The following is a 19,029-nucleotide window of genomic DNA, read 5'->3' as shown; positions in this document are numbered from 1 at the left end:
GGAATGTGGCGCATGCGGGCCAAAAAATGGCGACAAAACGTCACTACGCGAAAAGAACATGCTTCGATATGCCGCGACGTGGCTGCTGTTTTGCGGTTTTTCGTCGCTAATCGTACGTTTGTGCGACTTTTTGGTTGCGGCCCGTATTCCTGATCCCTAACAGAGTCACAGAACTGATACATTTGATGTATCGGTGATATATACCTTTGTTACCCGGCTACCGATCTAAGTAGTGTATCAATACTGTTTGTGAATGGGGCGTATGCGTACTCGTAAAAACACTCTTCTTTCTTCGACGATTGTCGGGGGATTGGCCGCTTCTATCTCGGTCTTGGCCGCTTCCGGCGCCTTGGCCCAGGACGCCGCCGTGGTTCAGGACGGAACGGCGGCCCAGGACGGCTCCGCCCAGGTCGAGGACATCGTCGTCATCGGCTCGCGCATCCGGCGCGACAACTACAATGCGCCCTCGCCGACCCAGGTGGTGACACGCGAAGAGGCGACCCTGCAGGGCTTCGCCTCGACCACTGAGGCGCTGCAAAGCACCGCCGTCACCGGCGGCACGTCCCAAATCAACAACGCCTACGGCGGCTATGTCACCGACGGCGGCCCCGGCGCCAACACCATCGGCCTGCGCGGCATGAGCCCGAGCCGGACTCTGGTGCTGCTGAACGGCCGTCGCGTTTCGCCGGCCGGTTCGCGCGGTTCGGTCGGCGCGGCTGACCTGAACGTCCTGCCGACCGCCATGATCGACCGGGTCGAAGTCCTGCGCGACGGCGCCTCTTCGGTCTACGGCTCCGACGCCGTCGCCGGGGTGGTCAATATCCAGACCCGCCAGAACTTCGAAGGCCTGGTCTTTGAAGGACAGCGCAACGAGCCGCTGGAGGCCAATGGCGCGGGCGGTTCGACCCGTCTGTCGCTGACCGCAGGCGTTCGTGGCGATCGCTGGCGCGCCGCCGGTTCGATCGAGCGCTACGAGCGCGACGAACTGACCCTGCGCGACCGCGAGTTCACCCGTTGCCAGACCGACGGTTTCCGGAACGGTCAGGACTATATCGACCCGCTGACCGGCCAGTCGAAATGCTATCCGGTCACCACGACCGGCTCGAACGGCGTGACGATCAACACGATCGCCACGGGCGCCACGACCGGCGTCGCGGCGCCGGGCGCGACCGGCACGACCTTCAACCGCTGGCGTCCGAACTCGGCCGTCACGACCGGTCTGGTCGGCTTTGAAGGCGTGGGCGGCCCGGGCAACGACCTGAACGTCCGCGACACCTTCGAAGACCGGATGCTGAACGAGTCGCTGATCTCGCCGGTCGAGATCACCACCCTGTACGGCGAAGCCGGCTATCAGTTGAACGCCCTGGGCAATGCTGAAATCTACGGCGAGGCCCTGTTCAATCAGCGCAAGTCGTCGCAAACCGGTTACCGCCAGCTGGCGCTGGACTACGCCGTCGGCAGCCCCCTGATCCCCGCCAATCTGCAGGGCAGCGTCGCCTTTGGCGACCAAGGGCTGAACCAGGGCCAAGACGTCGGCGTGCGCGCCTTCATCGGCTACGGCAACGATCACTCCGAACAGGAGGTCGATTTCGGCCGCTACGTCGCCGGGATCAAGGGCGACTTCTTCGTGCCTGAATGGCGCTATGACGCCTATGTCAGCTATTCGCGGTCCAAGTCGACCTACACCAGCGAACAGTTCCTGACCGACAATCTGATCGCTTCGCTGGACGTGGTCAGCGACGGCGCGGGCGGCTTCCAGTGCGCCACCCTGGCGTCGAACCCCGGCTGTGTCGCGGCTCCGGCCCTGACGACCCAGACCATCGGCGGCGTCCTGCCGCAGGACTGGAAGGACTATGTCTTCCGTCCGGTGACCGGCACGACCGAGTTCATCGAGAAGGTCGCCAGCATCGGCATCGACGGTCCGCTGTTCAGCCTGCCCGCCGGCCGCGTCATGGGCTTCTTCGGCGCCGAATGGCGTGAGTCCGAGATCGACGACACCCCGGGCCTGGATAGCCAGCTGGGCAACACCTACAACTATTCGACCTCGGCCATCACCCGCGGTTCGGATTCGGTGAAGGAAGTCTTCGGCGAGATCGAGGCCCCGCTGCTGGTCGATCTGCCTGGCGTTCGCGAGCTGACCCTGAACGGTTCGGCCCGTTACACCGACTATGACTCCTACGGCGACGACACGACCTACAAGGTCGGCCTGGTCTATCGTCCGATCGACTGGATCACGGTTCGCGGCACCTACGGCACCTCCTACCGGGCCCCGGCCCTGTTCGAACAGTTCGTCGGCGCCACCAGCGGCTTCCAGTCGAACTCGATCGACCGCTGCAACGACTACGGCGCGCCGGGCGTGAACCCCAACCGCGTCGCCAACTGCGCGTCCGAAGGCCTGGCCGGCGACTTCCAGTCCACCAACAGCGTCCGGGTGATCACCGCAGGGGGCGCTGAGGCCGGCCTGTCGGCCGAGACCTCGACCAACATGACCCTGGGTCTGGTTGTGCGTCCTCCGATGCCTTCAAGCTGGGGCGACCTGGCCTTCGCCGTCGACTACTATGAGATCGAGGTCGAGAACGGCGTGTCGCGCACCGGCGCAGGCGAAATCCTGACCCGCTGCTACGACTCCAACCCGGAAGACTTCGCCGCCGACGCCGGCTTCTGCCGCCTGGTGTCGCGTGATCCGGCGGACAACAGCCTGACGGTCTCGGACAGCTACGTGAACCTGGCCACCGACAATGTGAAGGGGCTGGACTATACGGTCCGCTATCGCAAGGACGTCGGTCCCGGCACGGCCCTGCTGAACCTGGCGATCACCCAGTACACGGAGATCTCCAACAAGCTGTTCGAGGAAGACCCGCTGGTCGACTACACCGGCATGGTCAACAATCCGGAGTTCACCGGCACCGCCGACGTCTCCTACGCTTGGGATCAATGGCGCGTCCGCTATGGCGTCGAATGGATCCAGGGCACCGACAGCTACGCCTACTATGAGGAAGATCCGGTCACCTCGGACTACGACCTCGCGGTGGACGACTACTGGCTGCACAACGCCTCGGTCCAGTATTCGGCCGACGGCTGGACCGCCACCCTGGGCGTTCGCAACCTGTTCAACGAAAACCCCCCGACCATCTCGGCGGGCGTGTACAACCGGGTCGGCAACGCCCCGCTGTACTCGGGCTACGACTACCTGGGCCGCACGGCCTTCGTGAACCTGACCAAGTCCTTCTAAGGCGACGTCAGCGCGACAAGAACGGGGCGGCGGACTTCGGTCCGCCGCCCCTTTTTGCGATCGAAGGCGATTATACCGTCATGTCAGGAACCAGGGTCCAGATGCGTCGCAGCGGCAGTTCGGCGCGTATGTCGGCTGGAAGGTCATCGTAATGGGTCAGCAGGGCGTCAACGATCTGTTTGCGGTCCCAAAGCCGCACTCGGAAGTACAGCTCATTCACACGTTTTCGTACTGGCGGGCTAAAGCCGGACCAACTGACCAAAAGGCCATGATCGGCATGAACGTCATGGATGCAGCCGATCAGTCCTTGAAGCGTCGGCTGGTCCACCACTATGCCGCCGGACTTGACTTGAACGACAAGCTTGGGGCCGCTCAGGCCGAGGGCGCCCTGGCCTGCGACGATGTCGATGCCTCGATCCGGCCCGGGTGGCGACACCTCGACTTGATATCCCTGAGTTCCTAAAAGCGCGGCGATCAAGCGCGTGAAGGCGTGGCCTGCGAACTGGCTGGATATGCGCCGCTCGATCTGGTCGCGCGCCAACTCGGCCAGGTCCGCGATATCGGACGTTTCGGCGGCTTCCTCCGCCCCGGTTTCCGGCGTCGATGACGGCTTGGTTGAGGGCAGGGCGGCTGCGCCGGGGTCCACGCCGGTCTCGACGGCGGCGAGCAGGCGCGCCAGCGCTTCGTTACGGCTGATCTCGCACACCGTCTGCGACGCGCCGAGACTATAGAGCAGATCCTGTTTCAGAGCGTCGCGCGGCAGATCCGTGCGCAGCCATTCCACACGACGGGCGGGCGCCCCGGCCTCGGTGTGGATATAGCCGGGCTGAAGCCTGCCGACGGCCAGACGACCGGTGGTCTTCAAGGGCGTCACCACCAGATCGCCTGCAACGGCGACGTTCTTCAACTGGTTCAGCTGAGCGGCCCAGTTGCGCAACGTGCCCGGCTGTTCGTCCGGCAGGGCCTGGTGCAGGATGGACAGCACCGCCTCGCGCGTGTTGGCAGGCGTCAGGTCCGGCAGCTCCCATCCCGTGACCAGTTCCCCGGTTTCCAGGGCGTGGGCCTCCTGTTCGCCGAACTTGCCGAGCCGCACCATCCATAGTCGAGACATTGATCAGGTCTCCGTCAAGCCGCGCGGCGCGCGGCGTAGGTTCCACCGGGCAGGGCGTTGATCCAGCCGTAGCGGACCAGGGTGGACAGGGCCTGCACCACCCGCTGTTCGATCCGCTTGCCGCCGCCCTTGAAGGCGCGCGACACGGCGGCGGCGTCCATCGGGCGGTTCGCCGCCTGAAGCACGGCGTGGATCAGGGACATGGACGGCTTGGCCGCAGCGGGCTTCGGCGTCGAAGAACGGTTCATGAACGGAACTTAGCGCGGGACGGACGGTCTCGCCATAGCGCCGCAGGGCCGCGCGGGTTGCGGGCGGTCAGGCGTCGAGCCGCGCGGCCTCGGCCTCGATCCGGCGGCGCCAGTCCGCAGCCTCGTCCGGGGGCAGGACGGCCAGCATCTTGGGCACGTTGCGCTCCATCCGCGCCGCCTTCATGTCCGCATCCCAGGGCCAGACCTCGGCCGCCTGCAACATCTCCAGCGTCCGCCGCAGGGTGTTCACCGCAATGGGATAGGGCACGACATAGGCGGGCGCCGCCGGGGCGGGGTCGCCGAAGAGGTCGGGTTGGGGCGAGGGAAACAGTTCGGCCTGTGCGGAGGGCATGGGCGGGCTTTCGGTACGATTCGCACTCAGTATCGCGCGGGCCGCCGCTGGGCGCGAGCGGAGCCGGGGATTTATCCCCCGTTCTCTCGCGGCGGGAGAGCGGTCACTGAGGCGGGAACGCCTTCAGATACTCGGCGTCGATCCGGCCCATCTGGGCGATGGTGAATTGCAAGGCCTCGGCGATGTTTCCGACGTGGGTCTGTTCGTCCAGGTTCAGGACGCGGCCCTTGCGGCTCTTCAGATATTTGTCGATCACCTGATAGCCGCCGATGTGAAAGTCCCAGACGGCCTGGGGCAGGTTGGCGAAGCCCTGGGTCTTATTGATCCAGACGGTCTGCTCCTCGGGCGAATACCGCACGGCCTCGACCATGTGATCGCCCTTGCCCGTATAGTCGCCCAGACGCGGTTTGGAGCGCGGGACGGTCTTCAACAGATGGGTCTGAATCAGCGCCCAGCCGAGGACCGACAGGGCCTCGAACTGTTCGGGCGTCTCGGCGAAGGGGATGCGCGGGAAGTCGATGCGCAGGAACTCCGCATAGCGCGTCCGATAGGTCGGGGCGTGCAGCACGGCGTAGATGTAGCCGAGGACCTGCTCGGGATCGTAGTGCTGGCCGTAGCGGTCGTCGATGAAGTCTCGGAAGGCGGGGGAGAGGTTTTCCTCTGATCTACTGCGGAGCCTCAAAGGATATGCGTAAGACAGATCATAGACCGACGAAAACTTGTGCCCTATCGGCATTTCCGTGCAAAAAATCGATCCCGAATCCTTCGTCATGCGGGTTGTGGTCAATGCGATGTTGCTGGGATTGATCTCCGGCATGAAGTCCCAGCGTCCCCAATCCACAAGCCGACGGTCATAGACCATCAGGCGCTCGTCGAAGGGATGGAACCCAGTTCGACGGATGCTGTCTTTCCAGTCGGGTTTTTCAAGCAGCGCAGCTCTTGCAGCTTCCGGCGACCAGCTGCGGGTTGGTGTAATGCCAAGGCGCATTTCGCCATCGGCGAATTCCTGGACTTTGGCCTTCAGTTCCCCCTCCGTGAAATCCATGGCGAGATGGTCACGGGCAGTGACGATTCCAGATACGCCCTTTTGGAATATGTCAGCTAACAGAGGCAGTTGTTCATAAGTCGCTCGTCCAGCCACGCTGTCTTCAAACAGATAGAACGGAGACGCTGGCTTAATGGGTCCGAGTTCCTTGGTGGCGAGCGTAGCGTCGGCCAAAATATTGTATTTCTGGAGCCTCCGGCCGTAAATGTCGCCCCGCCAAACGCCGCGCTCGAGCCCAGGTCGTTTAACGAATATGCTGATTGCGACGCCCTGTTCGATATCGAACACGTTGTCGTCCTTAGACCCATCGGGTGACTTCTCTTTCTTCTTAGCATTGCCGTGAAGGTCGAGAACGTAAATCTGATCGAAGCTCATCATCAGCGATTGGCGCATCCCGCGGAAGGTCGGGTTGTCCAGCCAGGAATGGTTGGTGATGATCCCGACCACACCCTCGTCAACAGCGTCCATCTTCATCTGTGCAAAGCGGATGAACTTGACATAGTCATCGTGGAGCCAGTGTTTGCGCTCACCGAAATGCTTCCCGTCCACCTGCTTGTAAGCTTCGATGGCGGCGGTGATCCACTCGCCCTTATTCTTCGAAGCGGCCGAATACGGCGGGTTCCCCGTGATCACTAGTATCGGCTTGTCCTTGACCGCCTGAGCCCCCTTCACCTCCTCTGCAAGGGCGGGCATCAGCAGATTGCCCTGCGGCTCCACCGGCTCCAGCGTGTTGGTCAGGAAGACTTGGAGCCTGGCGTCTTTGTCCATCGGTGGCAGCTTGAGCCGCTCACGCTCGGACGCGACCATCGGATGACCCTTGTCGCGCAGGTATTGCGACAGCTTCAGGTGGGCGATGGTGTAGGGGGCGATCAGATATTCGAAGCCGTAGATGTTCTTCGTCAGATGTTCGCGGACGATGCCGTCCGCCCGCCCTGATTCAGGCCCGCCGATGGTTTCGAAGATGCGCTCGAACACCTCCAGCAGGAAGGTGCCCGTGCCGGTGGCGAAGTCCAGCACCGTGACCCGCTTGTGGTCCGCCAGGCCGTCCGTGATGCCGAAGGTGTCCTTCAGGATGTCGTCGATGGCGCGGACGATGAAGTTCACCACCGGCGGCGGGGTGTAATAGACGCCGCGCCCTTTGCGCATCGCCGGGTCGTAGGCCTTCAGAAAGTCCTCGTAGAAGTAGATGAAGGGGTCCTTCTCGAAGAGGCGATGCTCCTCCTCGTCTCCGGCCTTGACCTTGCGGCTGACGGCCTTGCGCGCCCGAAACGACAGGTCGTTGTGGATGGCGGCGAGGTCGATGCCGTTCACGATGGACAGGATTTCGTCCACGACCCAGCGGCTGGGTTTGTATTCCGGCTCGTCCATCTCTTCCAGGAAGCGGACCAGTTCGCGGATCAGGCTGAAGCTGCCGGGGATGAATTTGCGGACATTGTCCAGCGTGACCTCGACACCCGCGCCTGCGTTCAGACGCGCCAGGAACAGTCCGTAGGCCAGCATCTGGGCGAAGGCGTCGGCGAAGGCCTTGATGTCCAGGTCGTGGAAGATCTGGTCTCTGAAAGCGGCGTAGAGACCGTGCAGCTTTCCGAGGTCATTGTCTTTCTGCTGGCGAACCAGTTCCTCGGTCAGGAAGTCGCGCAGCAGGGCGGCGCGGGTCGCCAGTTCCACCGCCAGCGTCTGGCCCCGGCCGATGTTCTGGGGCGCGGTCGAGAAGAAGGCGCGCAGAAGTTTGGCGACCTGATCGACCGCCTCAGGCTTCAGCGCCAGCTTTTTGGCCGACAGGTCGGTGGAGTGGGCGAGGCGGGCGCGCTGTGGGTCCTGCCCCTTCTTCAGCCAGACGAATTCCAGATAGTCGGTGAGCAGAAGGTTTTCGGACAGCTTCTGGTATTTTTTTACCTGATCCGAGCGGATCAGCTTGTCCAGGCTGTCGTCGATCTGCTTGTTCTCGACATAACCGACCACGCGGGCGTCGCGCTTGACCATAAAGTCGGGGCGGCCGCCGCCGTCCTTGTCGCCGCGTGGCTCGTGGCGGACATGGAGCCGTGTGTCGGCGTCAGCGGCGGCTTCTTTCAGCAGCCGTTCCAGCGCCCCGCGATCGGTGTGCTCGGTCTTGGCGTCGATCGGCGTCGCGGCCAGGGCCTTCAGATAGTCGTCGAAATTCAGCGTCACATCGTGCCCCGCAACCTTGGCGTGACTGTAGGCGTGCGGACTGCGCCTGCCAAGGCGCGTATCAGACGGCCTTGACTCCCTCACACAGTATGTCGCATACACTGTGTGTAACACACTATGTGACGCATGGAGATCGGCGGGTGAGTCAGGATGAGGAACTGCTGTTCGAGAGTCTGCGGCTGGAGCTGCGGCGGGGGTCTTTGATCCTGGCGGTGTTGGCCAGTCTGAGGACGGAGCAATACGGCTATTCGCTGCGGGTCGCCCTGAATGCGGCGGGCGTCGAGATGGAGGAGAGCACCCTCTATCCGCTGCTGCGCCGGCTGGAGGGGCAGGGGCTGCTGGACAGCGAATGGCGCGAGGAGGAGCGGCGCAAGAAGCGCTTCTACCGCCTGTCGGCGCGGGGCGAGGTCCTGCTGGCGCGGCTGGCGGCCGAATGGCGGGGCCTGTCGGCCTCGCTGGAGACGATGTTGTGATCATGGGGATTGAGGGAGAGAGCGGGATGGACCTGGTCGAACGGTATCTGAAGGCGGTGGCGGCCCAGCTGCCCAAGGCGACGCGCGACGACATCGTCGCCGAGCTGCGCGACGAGATCATGGGCCGGATCGAGGCGCTGGAGGCGCGACTGGGCCGGGCGCCCGGCGACGACGAGGTCGAGGCCCTGCTGCGCGAGGTGGGCCATCCGCTGACGGTGGCGGCGCGCTATCGGTCGGGGCCCCAGTCGCTGATCGGGCCGGAGCTGTATCCCTGGTGGCTGTTCGCGGTGAAGACGGCCCTGGTGGTGATGGGCTGCGTCACCCTGATCGGTCTGGCGGTGCGGGTGCTGGTCGGGGACATCTATCTGGGCCAGGCCATAGGTCAGAGTTTCGGCGCCCTGTTCAGCGGGGCGGTGACGGTGATCGGGGTCGTCACCCTGATCGGCTTCGTGCTGGAGCGGCAGGAGAAGAAGCCGGACTTCATCGCCAAATGGCGGGTCAAGGATCTGGGCCTGTTCGAACTGGGCGGCGACCTGGACGCCGAGACCTGGCGCGAGCGGCTGGCGCGCGGTCGCGACGCGGCCCGGGCGGCCAAGCCGGGGCCGGCGGTGCGCAAGAGCGCCGAGATGTCGCCCGCCGCCAAGGCCGTCGCCAGCGCCATCGCCTGGGCGGTTCTGCTGCTGTGGTGGACCGGCCTGTTGCCCATGGCCTCGATCCGGCCGGAAGACCTGGCCGGCAGTCTGGACGGGGTCGATTACGGCCGCATCCTGGTCCAGATCATCGACGCCGCCTATTGGCCCGTGACCCTGTTCGCTGCGGCGCGGGTGGTGTTCGACCTGATGCGAGCGGCCTCGGGCGGCAATGCGCGGCTGACGGCCGTGAGCGACATCAGCTTTGGGGCGGCGGCGGCCTGGGGCCTGTTGTGGCTGTGGTTCTGGTCGCCGCTGAGCCCGGTGATCTGGGTCGGGACGGTGACCGATTTCTTCGACCGGGTGCGGAGCCTGTTCGACCGGACCGGGGACCATGGCGGCGAACTGGCCGCCCTGTTGATGATCATCGTGGTCTGGGCCTTCGTCGGCGAGGTCTGGCGCGTCCTGCGCGGCGTGGGGCGGATGATCGTCGGACGGTGTTGAACCTCCGGCCGCCTTCGCCGTTGCAGTTGAAACGGCGGCGACGGGCGGCCGGGTCGGGGCTTAAGCGTGACGTTACAACAGGGTTTGGCCTTCGGCCTGGTGGGGCTGACGGTCGCAGCCTTCATCTGGGGAAGGTTCCGCTATGATCTGGTCGCCTTGGCGGCCTTGGTCGCGGGGCTGGCGATCGGGGTCATTCCGGCGGACGCGGCCTTCGAAGGCTTTTCCAACGACGTCACGGTGATCATCGCCTGCGCCCTGGTGGTCTCGGCCGCCTTCGCCAAGTCGGGCATCGTCGAAATGGCCCTGAAGCGGATCATGCCGTATCTGAAGACCGAACGGTCTCAGGCGCCGGTGCTGACGGCGGCCGTGACCCTGCTGTCCATGGTCACCAAGAACGTCGGCGCCCTGGCCATCATGATGCCGGTGGCGTTGCAGGTCAGCCGACGCACCGGGACCAAACAGTCGCGCCTGCTGATGCCCATGGCCTTCGGCGCCATGGCGGGGGGAATGGTCACCCTGGTGGGCACCGCCCCCAACATCCTGGTCGCCGAGGTGCGCGAGACCATGACCGGCGAGCCGTTTCGCATGTTCGACTATGCGCCCGTCGGCCTGATCCTGACGGCGGCGGCCCTGGTGTTTCTGGCCTTCGGCTACAGGCTGCTGCCCAAGGACCGGACCGGGACCATCGGCCTGTCGGCGGCCCTGTCGGCCAACGCCTATCTGACCGAGGCCCGCGTTCCCGAGGATTGGCTGATGGAGCCGCGACCGATCAACGCTCTGAAGGCCCTCGCTGTGGACGACATCCAGGTCATGGCCCTGATCCGCGACGGCAAGCGCAAGACGCGCCCGCGCGGCAACACCATCGTCCGCCCCGGCGACACCCTGTTGATCAAGGGCGATCAGGAGGCGCTGGAGGGGTTCATCGACGCCGCCAAGCTGAAGCTGGTGCGCGGCGACCGGCCGGTGTTGCTGGAGGAGGCCAAGGACGAGGTCAGTCTGGCCGAGGCCGTGATCGGGGCGGATTCTAAGCTGGTGGGGCAGTCGGTGCGGTCGCTGGATCTGTATGGTCAGCACGGGCTGAATCTGCTGGGCGTGTCGCGCAGCGGCTATGAGCTGACCCAGCATCTGCGGACGGCCAAGCTCCAGGCCGGAGACGTCCTCTTGCTCCAGGGGTCGGAATCGGGCCTGCCCGGAAAACTGGCGGACCTGGGCCTGCTGCCGTTGGCCGAACGGGAGATGCGCCTGGGCGGACAGAGGCGAAAATTCCTGCCCGCCCTGGTCCTGACGGCGGCGATGGTGATGGTGGGCTTCGGCCTGATCCCGGTCTCCATCGCCTTCTTCGGCGCGGCGGTGATCATCGTGGCCCTGGGCGGTCTGAAGATGCGCGAAGCCTATGCGGCGCTGGACGGACCGCTGCTGGTGCTGATCGCCGCCCTAATCCCCGTCTCGGACGCGATCCAGCAGACGGGCGGAGCCGATCTGATCGCCGGCGGACTGCGGTCGGTGTTCCAGGGCATTCCGCCCGTGATCGCGGTGGCGGGAATGATGTTTGCGGCCATGGCGGTGACGCCCTTCCTGAACAACGCCGCGACGGTTCTGGTGGTGGCGCCGATCGCCGCGACCCTTGCCCAGCAGCTGGGCTATCGCCCCGATCCCTTCCTGATGGCCGTGGCCGTGGGGGCGGCGTGCGACTTCCTGACCCCCATCGGACACCAGTGCAACACCCTGGTCATGGGGCCGGGCGGCTACAAGTTCTCGGACTATCCCAAGCTGGGGGCGCCGCTCAGCCTGCTGGTGCTGATCATCGGTCCGCCGGCCATTCTGCTGTTCTGGCCTATGTAGGTCCGCAGAAAGGCGACCGGTCCGGCCGGTCGCCTCCTCCGCAGTCAGGCCGAGCGGGGGGCCGAAGCCGGCGTGCAGGCCAGGCGGCCGTCGTCATTGCGGATCGCCGCGCCCCGGCAGCTGCGGACGCTGAGGGTCGACGAAACGGACTGACCGTTCTTGGCGATGCAGCGGGCGCGCAGCCGATCGCCGTTCAGAGTGATCCCCCGGCAGGTCTCACGATAGGCGCCGACCGGCAGGGCGCGGCCGGAGGCGGCGGGTTCCGGGCTGACCCTGTCCTGGGCGGCGGCGGTGAAGGCGACGAGGACGGCGCCGGCCCCCAGGACGGCGAGCGTGGAAAAAGGTAGGCGAACCAAGGCGTGACTCCCATTGTTTTATAACTGCGCCTCTGCGTGCGCAGGTGAGAGGTTATGTCGCATGGGGTCTCAGCGAAACCCCCGTTCTCGGATGGAATTCTCACGCTCATCCATGGCCGAAAACCGCGAGACAGGTGCGGCTGAAACGCCCATTCTGCGCCGATGGAACAGACCCTGGATGCGGAAGCCTGCTGGCGGGCGCTGAGCGCGCGCGACGCCCGGTTCGACGGGCGGTTCTTCACGGGGGTCACCTCGACCGGCATCTACTGTCGGCCGGTCTGTCCGGCGCGGACGCCGCGGCGAGAGAATGTGGTGTTCCACCCGACTGCGGCCTCGGCCGAGGCGGCGGGGTTTCGCGCCTGTCTGCGCTGTCGGCCCGAGACGGCGCCGGAGATGGGCGCCTGGCGCGGCACGTCCAACACCGTCAGCCGCGCCCTGGCCCTGATCGAGGCGGGCGCGCTGGACGACGGGGACGCCGAGGCCCTGGCCGAGCGGCTGGGGGTGGGGGAGCGGCACCTGCGGCGACTGTTTCGCCAGCATCTGGGCGCCGCCCCCGTCAGCGTGGCCCAGACCCGGCGAGTGCTTCTGGCCAAACAGCTGATCCATGAGACCGAACTGACCATGGCCGAGGTGGCGATGGCGTCGGGCTTCGGCAGCGTGCGCCGGTTCAATGAAACCTTCCAGGCCCTGTACGGGCGCCCGCCCTCGGCCCTGCGGCGGCGCAGGGCGGCGGAGGAGGGCGGCGGGCGCGTGACCCTGAACCTGGCCTATCGCCCGCCCTATGACTGGGACTTCGTGTCGGCGGCCTTGGCGGCCCGTGGGGCGGCCGACGAAACCACGGCGGACGGCGCCTGGACGCGGCGGCTGCGCAAGTCGGTGGATGGGACCGAGGGCGCAGTGACGGTGCGCTCCGGCGCGCTCGGCAAGGCTGTGGTCGAGGCCCGCATCGACGAGTTGAAGGCCCTGCCCGGCGTCCTGGCGCGGGTGCGGCGCGTGTTCGACCTGGCGGCCGATCCGGAGGCGATCACGCGCGACCTGTCCGCTGACCCCGAACTGGCGCCGGTCCTGGCCGCGCGGCCGGGTCTGCGTCCCGTCGGCGACTGGATCGACGACGGAGAGGACGCGCCCAGCGACCGGCTGACCGGCGTCGACGCCGCCCTGACGGCGCGGGCCGAGCGGTGGCGGCCGTGGCGCGCCTATGGGGCCCTGTATTGGAACATGATCAAGGAGATGAGCCATGACTGAACCCGCGACGGCGGCCTCGGACCTGACGCTGGATCGGTTCGCCTCGCCTCTGGGCGAGATTCTGGTGGTGACGGACGCGGACGGGGCGGTGCGGGCCCTGGACTTTCACGACTATGAAGACCGGATGCGGCGGCTGCTGCACCGCCACTACGGGCCGGTCGCCCTGAGGACGGGACGAGCGGAGGGGGTGCGGCGGGCGGCCGACGCCCGGTTCGCCGGCGAGCTGAGCGCCTTTGAGGGATTGGAGGTGCGGACCGGCGGCGGGGCCTTCCAAAGATCGGTCTGGGCGGCGCTGCGCACCATTCCGGCGGGCGAGACCTGGACCTATGGCCGGCTGGCGGCGGCGGTTGGATCGCCCAGGGCGGCGCGGGCCGTGGGGCTGGCCAACGGCGCCAATCCGGTGGCGATCATCGTGCCGTGCCACCGGGTGATCGGCGCGAACGGCGCCCTGACCGGCTACGCCGGCGGGGTGGAGCGCAAACGCTGGCTTCTGGCGCATGAGCGGGGCGCCGATCGGTTCAGCGTCGCGTGAACCGGTCCGGCGCCAAGGCGGCGGGGGTGAAGCGGGCCTGACGCACCGCGCCGTTGAAATAGTTCAGCCGATTGATCCGGCAGCCGACGGAGGCCTGTCCCGGACCCTGGGGCTTGAAGGCGATCGGATGTTCGCCCTGCAAAACGCCGTCGACATAGGACCGGTACATCGTTCCGTCGAAGGTCTGGGCCACATGGAACCACTGTCCGCAGGGGTACAGCCGCTCCGGGAAGATCAGGGTGTGGTTGTAGCCGGGGCCGCGGGTGAAGGCGTCCAGGTACCAGCGGTCGCGCACGACGCGGATTTCGAACAGGAAGCGGGTCTGGGACGGGGGCTGGCCCGCCGGCGCCTCTTCCGCCAGGTGGAACCACCGCTGTTCGAAGGCGCCGCCGTCGGGACGGAACAGGGCCTCGAAGGTGAAGGTCTCGGCTCCGGCCAGCGGATGGCTGTCGATGAACAAGGCGTCGTCCACGCCGTCGAACCGTACAGCCCGGCCATAGGGGCTGTCGATCAGGGCCGGCGCACCCTCCACCGTCGTCCGCTCGCCGCCGATGTCGGCCAGCCGGTCGAAGGTCCAGACCGTCTGCCGGGCCGGCGCCCCCGACAGGGTGGCGCAGCCGCTGAGGGCCAGGGCGCCCGCACCCGACAGGACGGCGCGGCGATGGGGAGGGGCGGGATCAGACATGGCGACCGTCTTCCCCTCTGGGTCAAGTCCCGTCAAGGAAGAGGCGGCAGGCGGGGTTGGTGGTTTCGTCGACGTAGGGGTAGCCCAGGTCGGCGAGGGCGGCGGCCAGTTGGGTCTGTTCTTCGGGCGGGACGCTGATTCCCGCCAGGACCCGGCCGACGTCGTCGCCGTGGTTGCGATAGTGGAACAGGGTCAGGGCCCAGGCGGGCTGGAGGCTGTTCAGGAAGCGTAGGAAAGCGCCCGGCCGCTCGGGGAATTGGAAGCGCAGGATGCGTTCGTGGGGCAGGCCGACGGTGCGGCCGCCGACCATATAGCGGACGTGCAGCTTGGCGGTCTCGTTGTCGCTCATGTCCTCGACCGCATAGCCGCCGGCGCGGAGCCGAGCGATCAGGTCGTCGCGCTCGTGCGGACCGTTGCGCAGGGCCACGCCGACGAAGATCTGGGCCTGGCCGTCGCCGGACCAGCGGTAGTTGAACTCGGTGACCGAGCGGCCGTCCAGACTGTCGAGGAAACGGCGGTAGTCGTCGCGGTCGTCCTTCATGGCCACGGCCAGCAGGGCCTCGGCGCCCTCGCCGATCTCGGCCCGCTCCGCGACATGGCGCAGCCGGTCGAAATTGACATTGGCGCCGGAGTTGACGGCGATCAGGGCGCCCGATCCGGAATGGGCGGCGGCCCAGGCCTTGAGCCCCGCAAGCGCCACGGCGCCCGAGGGTTCGGCGACGGCGCGGCTGTCGTCGAAGATGTCCTTGATGGCGGCGCAGATGGCGTCGGTGTCCACCAGGACGATTTCGTCCAGCAGATCCCTGCACAGGCGGAAGGTCTCGGCCCCGGCGCGGCGCACGGCCACCCCGTCGGCGAACAGGCCGACCTCGTTCAGGGTCACGACCTCGCCGGCGTCGACGGCGGCCTTCATCGTGGGGGCGTCGACGGGCTCGACGCCGATGACGCGGGTTTCGGGACGCAGGAATTTGACGATAGCGGCGACGCCCGCGGCCAGACCGCCGCCGCCGATGGGGACGAAGACGGCCTCTATGGGGTCGGCGTGCTGACGGGCGATCTCCAGCCCCACCGTGCCCTGGCCGGCGATGACGTCGGGGTCGTCGAAGGGGTGGATGAAGGCGGCGCCGGTCCGGCTCTCCAAATGGCGGGCGTGAGCATAGGCCTCGTCGAAACTGTCGCCGTGCAGGACCACTTCGCCGCCCAGGGCGCGCACGGCGGCCACCTTGATGCCGGGGGTGGTCGTCGGCATGACGATGGTCGAGGGGATGTTGCGGCGGGCGGCGGCCAGGGCCACCCCTTGCGCGTGATTGCCGGCCGAGGCGCAGATCACACCCTTTGACAGTTCCGCCTGGGACAGGCCGGCGATCTTGTTGTAGGCGCCGCGGATCTTGAACGAAAACACCGGCTGCAGATCTTCGCGCTTCAGCAGCACCGGCCGCGCGAGCCGCGCCGACAGGCGACGCAGCGGATCGAGGGGCGTTTCCTCCGCCACGTCATAGACGCGGGCGGTGAGGATGCGGCGGATGGTGTCTTGCATGGAAATGTCGGGAAGTCGGTCTTCTGCGGAATGAAGTCGGCCGTTGTCTAGGCGAACCTGCCGGGTTTGGGAACGGTTCTTGCCGTCTGCGGCGACGGTTATCGGCGCAAGACCAGGTGGCGAGGTGTTGAAATAGCCCGGCGGCGCCCCGGCATCGCGGACGTCAGGCGGCCGAAGCACGCAGAAGGCTTGCGTCGGAGGCGAGCGACCGGGCCGCTTGACGCGCCGAGTAACCCATGGGTTATATGTCGCCTGTAGGTGACGCGGGGCCATGATGGACGATCAGGAAAGACGTGAGGTACGGGCGCGAGAGCGGAGGCGCACACAGCGTCTCGCGATCTGCGCAGGCCTGGGCGGAGTTGGACTGGCCCTGCTGGTGACCGGCCTTCTGGTCATGGAGGAGTGGCCGGCGAACCCCGAGAAGGGGCGTCTAATCGGCGGCGTGACGATGGCGGCGGGCGTCGCCGCCATCATTGCGAGCGCCTTCTTCGCGCGGCGTTTCCTGCCGAATGCTGACACCTACAAGCTACAGACCGGCTCCGCCTATCGCGACAAGGTCCAACGGCAGCGGGCGCATTCCATGGCCGTCATGCCGATCACCGGCGCCTATCTGACCTTCCTGTCGGTCAAGGCCGGTTGGGGCTTGGCGTCGGGCGCGCCGGGGGGCGTGGATGATCTAATGGTCGTGATGGGGCCCATGATCGGCGGCCTCATGCTGCTGATGGTGGCCGGTCTGGACAATCGGCGCGACAAGCGGATGAAACGACTGCTGGACGACGAACTGACGCTGTCATTCCGACACAGGGCGCTGGCTACGGCCCTGGGTGTCGCCGCCGTTGGGATGGTCGGTGTTTTTGCACTGGGGCTTTGGCGACCGGCTGCGGCGGTCGCGGCCTTGCCGGCCCTCCTTTACCTGACCGGCACGGCGGCGGTGTTGCGCTATTATCTTCTAGACCGTGAGGCCGACCGTGGGTGAGGCGGACGGGAATGCGGAGCGGATCGCTCTGTCGAGAACGCGGGCGCGGGCGCGGTTGAAGCGTATGAAGCGCGAAGGCTTCCTGCTGGGCGCGCTAGCCCTAGCCGCCTTCGGATTGATGATCGTGGCGGCGCAACTGAAGGGCTCCGCGCTGTTGTCGATGGCGGCGTTCGGGTTCGGTCTGGCTGTTCTGGGTCTGACGGTGGTTCTGGCTGTCGATCTCGGGGGGCGGCTCGAAGCGGATCGCGAGGCCGTGAAGGGCGGACTGGACAAGGACCAAGCTCAAAGCGCCGAGGCCTTGGGCATGGTCTTTTTGGCGGCGCTCGGTCTGCTTTGTACGGCCTTCGGAGTGGATGCGGCCTGGCGGATCGCGTCCGGCGGGGGTGACATGGAGGACTGGAAGCGGGCGTTGGCATCCCTGGCGATGCCTTTGACCGTCATGAGCGTGATGTTGGGGGGCAAGGTGTGGCAAAGGCGCGCCGGGGCCCTGCCCAAGGCGGCAGACGAACTGATGATCCATTTCCGCCGAAGCGCGACGGCTTGGTCGTTCCGGGTCTCGCTGGCGTCCGTGGCTGTCCTCTATGTCGCCGGTCTTTTTCAGCCGCCCCTGACGGTCGCGGGGATGCCCGCTGTTTTCGAGGTCGCGGCGATGACCGCCGCGCTGCGTTACTGGTGGCTGGACCGGCAGGCGTCGCGTGGCTGAGCCTCGGCTGGCCGTGCGGTTGAAGGAGGTGCGGACGGCCGCCGGTCTGACGCAGCAGGAGCTGGCGGACCGGGCCGGGCTGTCGCGCAAGACGGTGAACACGATTGAAAACCGAGTCTTCACCCCGTCGGTCGTGGTGGCCCTGACCCTGGCCAAGGCTTTGGATGTCCCGCTGGGCGATCTGTTCGAGCTGATCGACTGAACAATCCGCTTGCGCCCGTCCCCCATCGGCCTACATTGGTTCTGCTTATGCTAACTTTGAGCATAAGGGTCGATGGGAGAGGATCATGGCCGACGGCGCCTTTGGTCTGACGCAGGAACTGGAGCGGGAGACCGCCGGGGTGTGGGCGAAGGTCAAGGACCACGTCACGCCGCTGGAGTGGCCCGAACAGGCGCGGCTGATCAGCGAGATCAACCGGCTGAAGCGCGAGCGCGACGCCGTGATCCTGGCTCACAACTATATGACGCCCGAGATCTTCCACGGGGTCGGCGACTATGTCGGCGACAGCCTGGGCCTGGCCAAGGAGGCCGCCCGGTCGGACGCCAAGGTGATCGTTCAGGCCGGCGTGCACTTCATGGCCGAGACCTCGAAGATCCTGAGCCCGGAGAAGACCGTGCTGATCCCCGATCTGCGGGCGGGATGTTCGCTGGCCTCGTCGATCACGGGGGCGGACGTGCGGCTGATCAAGCAGCGCTATCCGGGCCTGCCGGTCATCACCTATGTGAACACCACGGCCGAGGTGAAGGCCGAGACCGACATCTGCTGCACATCCGCCAACGCCGTTCAGGTGGTGGAATGGGCGGCCAAGGAATGGGGCGTGGACCGGGTCATCCTGATCCCCGACGAATTCCTGGCGCGCAATGTGGCGGCCCAGACGACGGTGGGGATCATCGCCTGGAAGGGGCACTGCGAGGTGCACAAGCGCTTCACCGCCCAGGACATCGCCGACATGCGCGACGCCTGGCCCGACGCCGAGGTTCTGGCCCACCCCGAATGCCCGGAAGAGATACTGGCGGCGTCCGACTTCGCCGGATCGACGGCGGCCATGACCGACTATGTCGAACAACGGCGACCCAAGCGGGTGGTGCTGATCACCGAATGTTCGATGGCCTCCAACATCAAGGGCGACGTGCCGAGCGTGGAGTTCGTGGGTCCCTGCAACCTGTGCCCGCACATGAAGCGGATCACGCTTCAGAACATCCACGACTGCCTGCTGAACATGCAGTTCGAAGTGACCGTGCCCGAGGCGATGATCGAACGCGGGCGGATGGCGGTGCAGCGGATGATCGACCTGCCGCCGCCGGCGATCCCGGCCCGCTACGACATCGTCAAGGCGCGGCATCACGTCGATGTGGAGCTGATCTGAGCGACGCGGCGATCGGTCCCCTC

Annotated in this window: 17 protein-coding genes; 10 read left to right on the top strand and 7 right to left on the bottom strand. The window is 66.4% G+C overall.

Translation table 11 applies throughout. From position 1 onward, the window contains the following. Positions 1 to 310: 310 nt before the first annotated feature. Positions 311 to 3,232, top strand: a complete 2,922-nt coding sequence (locus tag JMT67_RS07005) for a TonB-dependent receptor domain-containing protein (RefSeq protein WP_233455825.1) — start codon at positions 311 to 313, stop codon at positions 3,230 to 3,232. A gap of 70 nt (positions 3,233 to 3,302) precedes the next feature. On the opposite strand, the gene JMT67_RS07000 is transcribed toward JMT67_RS07005, so the two are convergent. The 4 genes from JMT67_RS07000 to JMT67_RS06985 all read right to left on the bottom strand — a co-directional run bounded on the left by JMT67_RS07000 (position 3,303) and on the right by JMT67_RS06985 (position 8,157). Further along, complete coding sequence (locus JMT67_RS07000) at positions 3,303 to 4,343, bottom strand: restriction endonuclease (RefSeq protein ID WP_201463065.1); 1,041 nt, start codon at positions 4,341 to 4,343, stop codon at positions 3,303 to 3,305. A gap of 14 nt (positions 4,344 to 4,357) precedes the next feature. Next, positions 4,358 to 4,591, bottom strand: coding sequence for a hypothetical protein (locus JMT67_RS06995; protein ID WP_201463064.1), 234 nt, complete (start codon positions 4,589 to 4,591; stop codon positions 4,358 to 4,360). A gap of 67 nt (positions 4,592 to 4,658) precedes the next feature. After that, the gene (locus tag JMT67_RS06990) at positions 4,659 to 4,943 is read right to left on the bottom strand and encodes a hypothetical protein (RefSeq protein WP_201463063.1); all 285 of its coding nucleotides are present in this window, start codon (positions 4,941 to 4,943) and stop codon (positions 4,659 to 4,661) included. 103 nt (positions 4,944 to 5,046) lie between these two features. Further along, positions 5,047 to 8,157, bottom strand: a complete 3,111-nt coding sequence (locus tag JMT67_RS06985) for a type ISP restriction/modification enzyme (protein ID WP_201463062.1) — start codon at positions 8,155 to 8,157, stop codon at positions 5,047 to 5,049. 140 nt (positions 8,158 to 8,297) lie between these two features. Here JMT67_RS06985 and JMT67_RS06980 point away from each other — a divergent pair, with 140 nt between their 5' ends. From JMT67_RS06980 to JMT67_RS06970, 3 genes are all read left to right on the top strand, one after another. Continuing rightward, positions 8,298 to 8,630, top strand: a complete 333-nt coding sequence (locus JMT67_RS06980) for a PadR family transcriptional regulator (RefSeq protein ID WP_201463061.1) — start codon at positions 8,298 to 8,300, stop codon at positions 8,628 to 8,630. Between the two features lie 26 nt (positions 8,631 to 8,656). Next, on the top strand, positions 8,657 to 9,763 hold the full coding sequence (locus JMT67_RS06975; RefSeq protein WP_201463060.1) for an HAAS signaling domain-containing protein: 1,107 nt from the start codon (positions 8,657 to 8,659) through the stop codon (positions 9,761 to 9,763). 66 nt (positions 9,764 to 9,829) lie between these two features. Continuing rightward, positions 9,830 to 11,605: an SLC13 family permease gene (locus JMT67_RS06970; RefSeq protein ID WP_201463059.1), complete on the top strand. Its 1,776-nt coding sequence runs from the start codon at positions 9,830 to 9,832 to the stop codon at positions 11,603 to 11,605. Between the two features lie 44 nt (positions 11,606 to 11,649). On the opposite strand, the gene JMT67_RS06965 is transcribed toward JMT67_RS06970, so the two are convergent. After that, entirely contained in the window at positions 11,650 to 11,961 is a 312-nt protein-coding gene (locus tag JMT67_RS06965) for a hypothetical protein (RefSeq protein WP_054766553.1), read from the bottom strand. A 162-nt stretch (positions 11,962 to 12,123) separates the two neighbouring features. Here JMT67_RS06965 and JMT67_RS06960 point away from each other — a divergent pair, with 162 nt between their 5' ends. Both JMT67_RS06960 and JMT67_RS06955 read left to right on the top strand, forming a co-directional pair. Then, positions 12,124 to 13,206 (top strand): bifunctional transcriptional activator/DNA repair enzyme AdaA, encoded by a 1,083-nt coding sequence (locus JMT67_RS06960; RefSeq protein WP_201463058.1) that lies wholly within the window; start codon positions 12,124 to 12,126, stop codon positions 13,204 to 13,206. Then, positions 13,199 to 13,738 carry a methylated-DNA--[protein]-cysteine S-methyltransferase gene (locus JMT67_RS06955; RefSeq protein ID WP_201463057.1) on the top strand — a complete coding sequence of 180 codons (540 nt, stop codon included), beginning with the start codon at positions 13,199 to 13,201 and terminating at the stop codon, positions 13,736 to 13,738. The genes JMT67_RS06960 and JMT67_RS06955 overlap by 8 nt, the downstream gene beginning before the upstream one ends. On the opposite strand, the gene JMT67_RS06950 is transcribed toward JMT67_RS06955, so the two are convergent. Together JMT67_RS06950 and ilvA are read right to left on the bottom strand one after the other, a co-directional pair. Continuing rightward, positions 13,725 to 14,423 (bottom strand): LamG domain-containing protein, encoded by a 699-nt coding sequence (locus JMT67_RS06950; RefSeq protein ID WP_183215029.1) that lies wholly within the window; start codon positions 14,421 to 14,423, stop codon positions 13,725 to 13,727. The two genes, JMT67_RS06955 and JMT67_RS06950, sit on opposite strands and share 14 nt — an antisense overlap. 22 nt (positions 14,424 to 14,445) lie before the next feature. Further along, on the bottom strand, positions 14,446 to 15,960 hold the full coding sequence (gene ilvA, locus JMT67_RS06945; protein ID WP_183215028.1) for a threonine ammonia-lyase, biosynthetic: 1,515 nt from the start codon (positions 15,958 to 15,960) through the stop codon (positions 14,446 to 14,448). A gap of 376 nt (positions 15,961 to 16,336) precedes the next feature. On the opposite strand from ilvA, the gene JMT67_RS06940 reads away from it, so the two are divergent. The 4 genes from JMT67_RS06940 (at position 16,337) to nadA (ending at position 19,006) form a co-directional block, all read left to right on the top strand. Next, a complete protein-coding gene (locus tag JMT67_RS06940) occupies positions 16,337 to 16,936 on the top strand; it encodes a hypothetical protein (protein ID WP_201463056.1) in 600 nt (199 codons plus the stop codon). A 55-nt stretch (positions 16,937 to 16,991) separates the two neighbouring features. Further along, positions 16,992 to 17,639, top strand: a complete 648-nt coding sequence (locus JMT67_RS06935; protein ID WP_233455824.1) for a hypothetical protein — start codon at positions 16,992 to 16,994, stop codon at positions 17,637 to 17,639. Further along, positions 17,632 to 17,841: a helix-turn-helix transcriptional regulator gene (locus JMT67_RS06930; RefSeq protein ID WP_201463054.1), complete on the top strand. Its 210-nt coding sequence runs from the start codon at positions 17,632 to 17,634 to the stop codon at positions 17,839 to 17,841. The genes JMT67_RS06935 and JMT67_RS06930 overlap by 8 nt, the downstream gene beginning before the upstream one ends. A gap of 85 nt (positions 17,842 to 17,926) precedes the next feature. Next, positions 17,927 to 19,006, top strand: a complete 1,080-nt coding sequence (nadA, locus tag JMT67_RS06925) for a quinolinate synthase NadA (RefSeq protein WP_201463053.1) — start codon at positions 17,927 to 17,929, stop codon at positions 19,004 to 19,006. Positions 19,007 to 19,029 lie beyond the last annotated feature (23 nt).

Origin of the sequence: Brevundimonas aurantiaca, from assembly GCF_904830995.1 — a bacterium.
In the GTDB taxonomy this organism is placed as follows: domain Bacteria; phylum Pseudomonadota; class Alphaproteobacteria; order Caulobacterales; family Caulobacteraceae; genus Brevundimonas; species Brevundimonas aurantiaca.
The sequence above is the reverse complement of the archived record's forward strand: the minus strand, read 5'-3'. Positions and strand labels throughout refer to the sequence as shown.

Bases quoted from the DNA above. Each gene is read 5' to 3' on its own strand.
- JMT67_RS06955 (WP_201463057.1), top strand. From the start codon at position 13,199: ATGACTGAACCCGCGACGGCGGCCTCGGACCTGACGCTGGATCGGTTC.
- JMT67_RS06990 (WP_201463063.1), bottom strand. From the start codon at position 4,943: ATGCCCTCCGCACAGGCCGAACTGTTTCCCTCGCCCCAACCCGACCTC.
- JMT67_RS07000 (WP_201463065.1), bottom strand. From the start codon at position 4,343: ATGTCTCGACTATGGATGGTGCGGCTCGGCAAGTTCGGCGAACAGGAG.
- JMT67_RS06975 (WP_201463060.1), top strand. From the start codon at position 8,657: ATGGACCTGGTCGAACGGTATCTGAAGGCGGTGGCGGCCCAGCTGCCC.
- ilvA (WP_183215028.1), bottom strand. From the start codon at position 15,960: ATGCAAGACACCATCCGCCGCATCCTCACCGCCCGCGTCTATGACGTG.
- nadA (WP_201463053.1), top strand. From the start codon at position 17,927: ATGGCCGACGGCGCCTTTGGTCTGACGCAGGAACTGGAGCGGGAGACC.
- JMT67_RS06995 (WP_201463064.1), bottom strand. From the start codon at position 4,591: ATGAACCGTTCTTCGACGCCGAAGCCCGCTGCGGCCAAGCCGTCCATG.
- JMT67_RS06950 (WP_183215029.1), bottom strand. From the start codon at position 14,423: ATGTCTGATCCCGCCCCTCCCCATCGCCGCGCCGTCCTGTCGGGTGCG.
- JMT67_RS06960 (WP_201463058.1), top strand. From the start codon at position 12,124: ATGGAACAGACCCTGGATGCGGAAGCCTGCTGGCGGGCGCTGAGCGCG.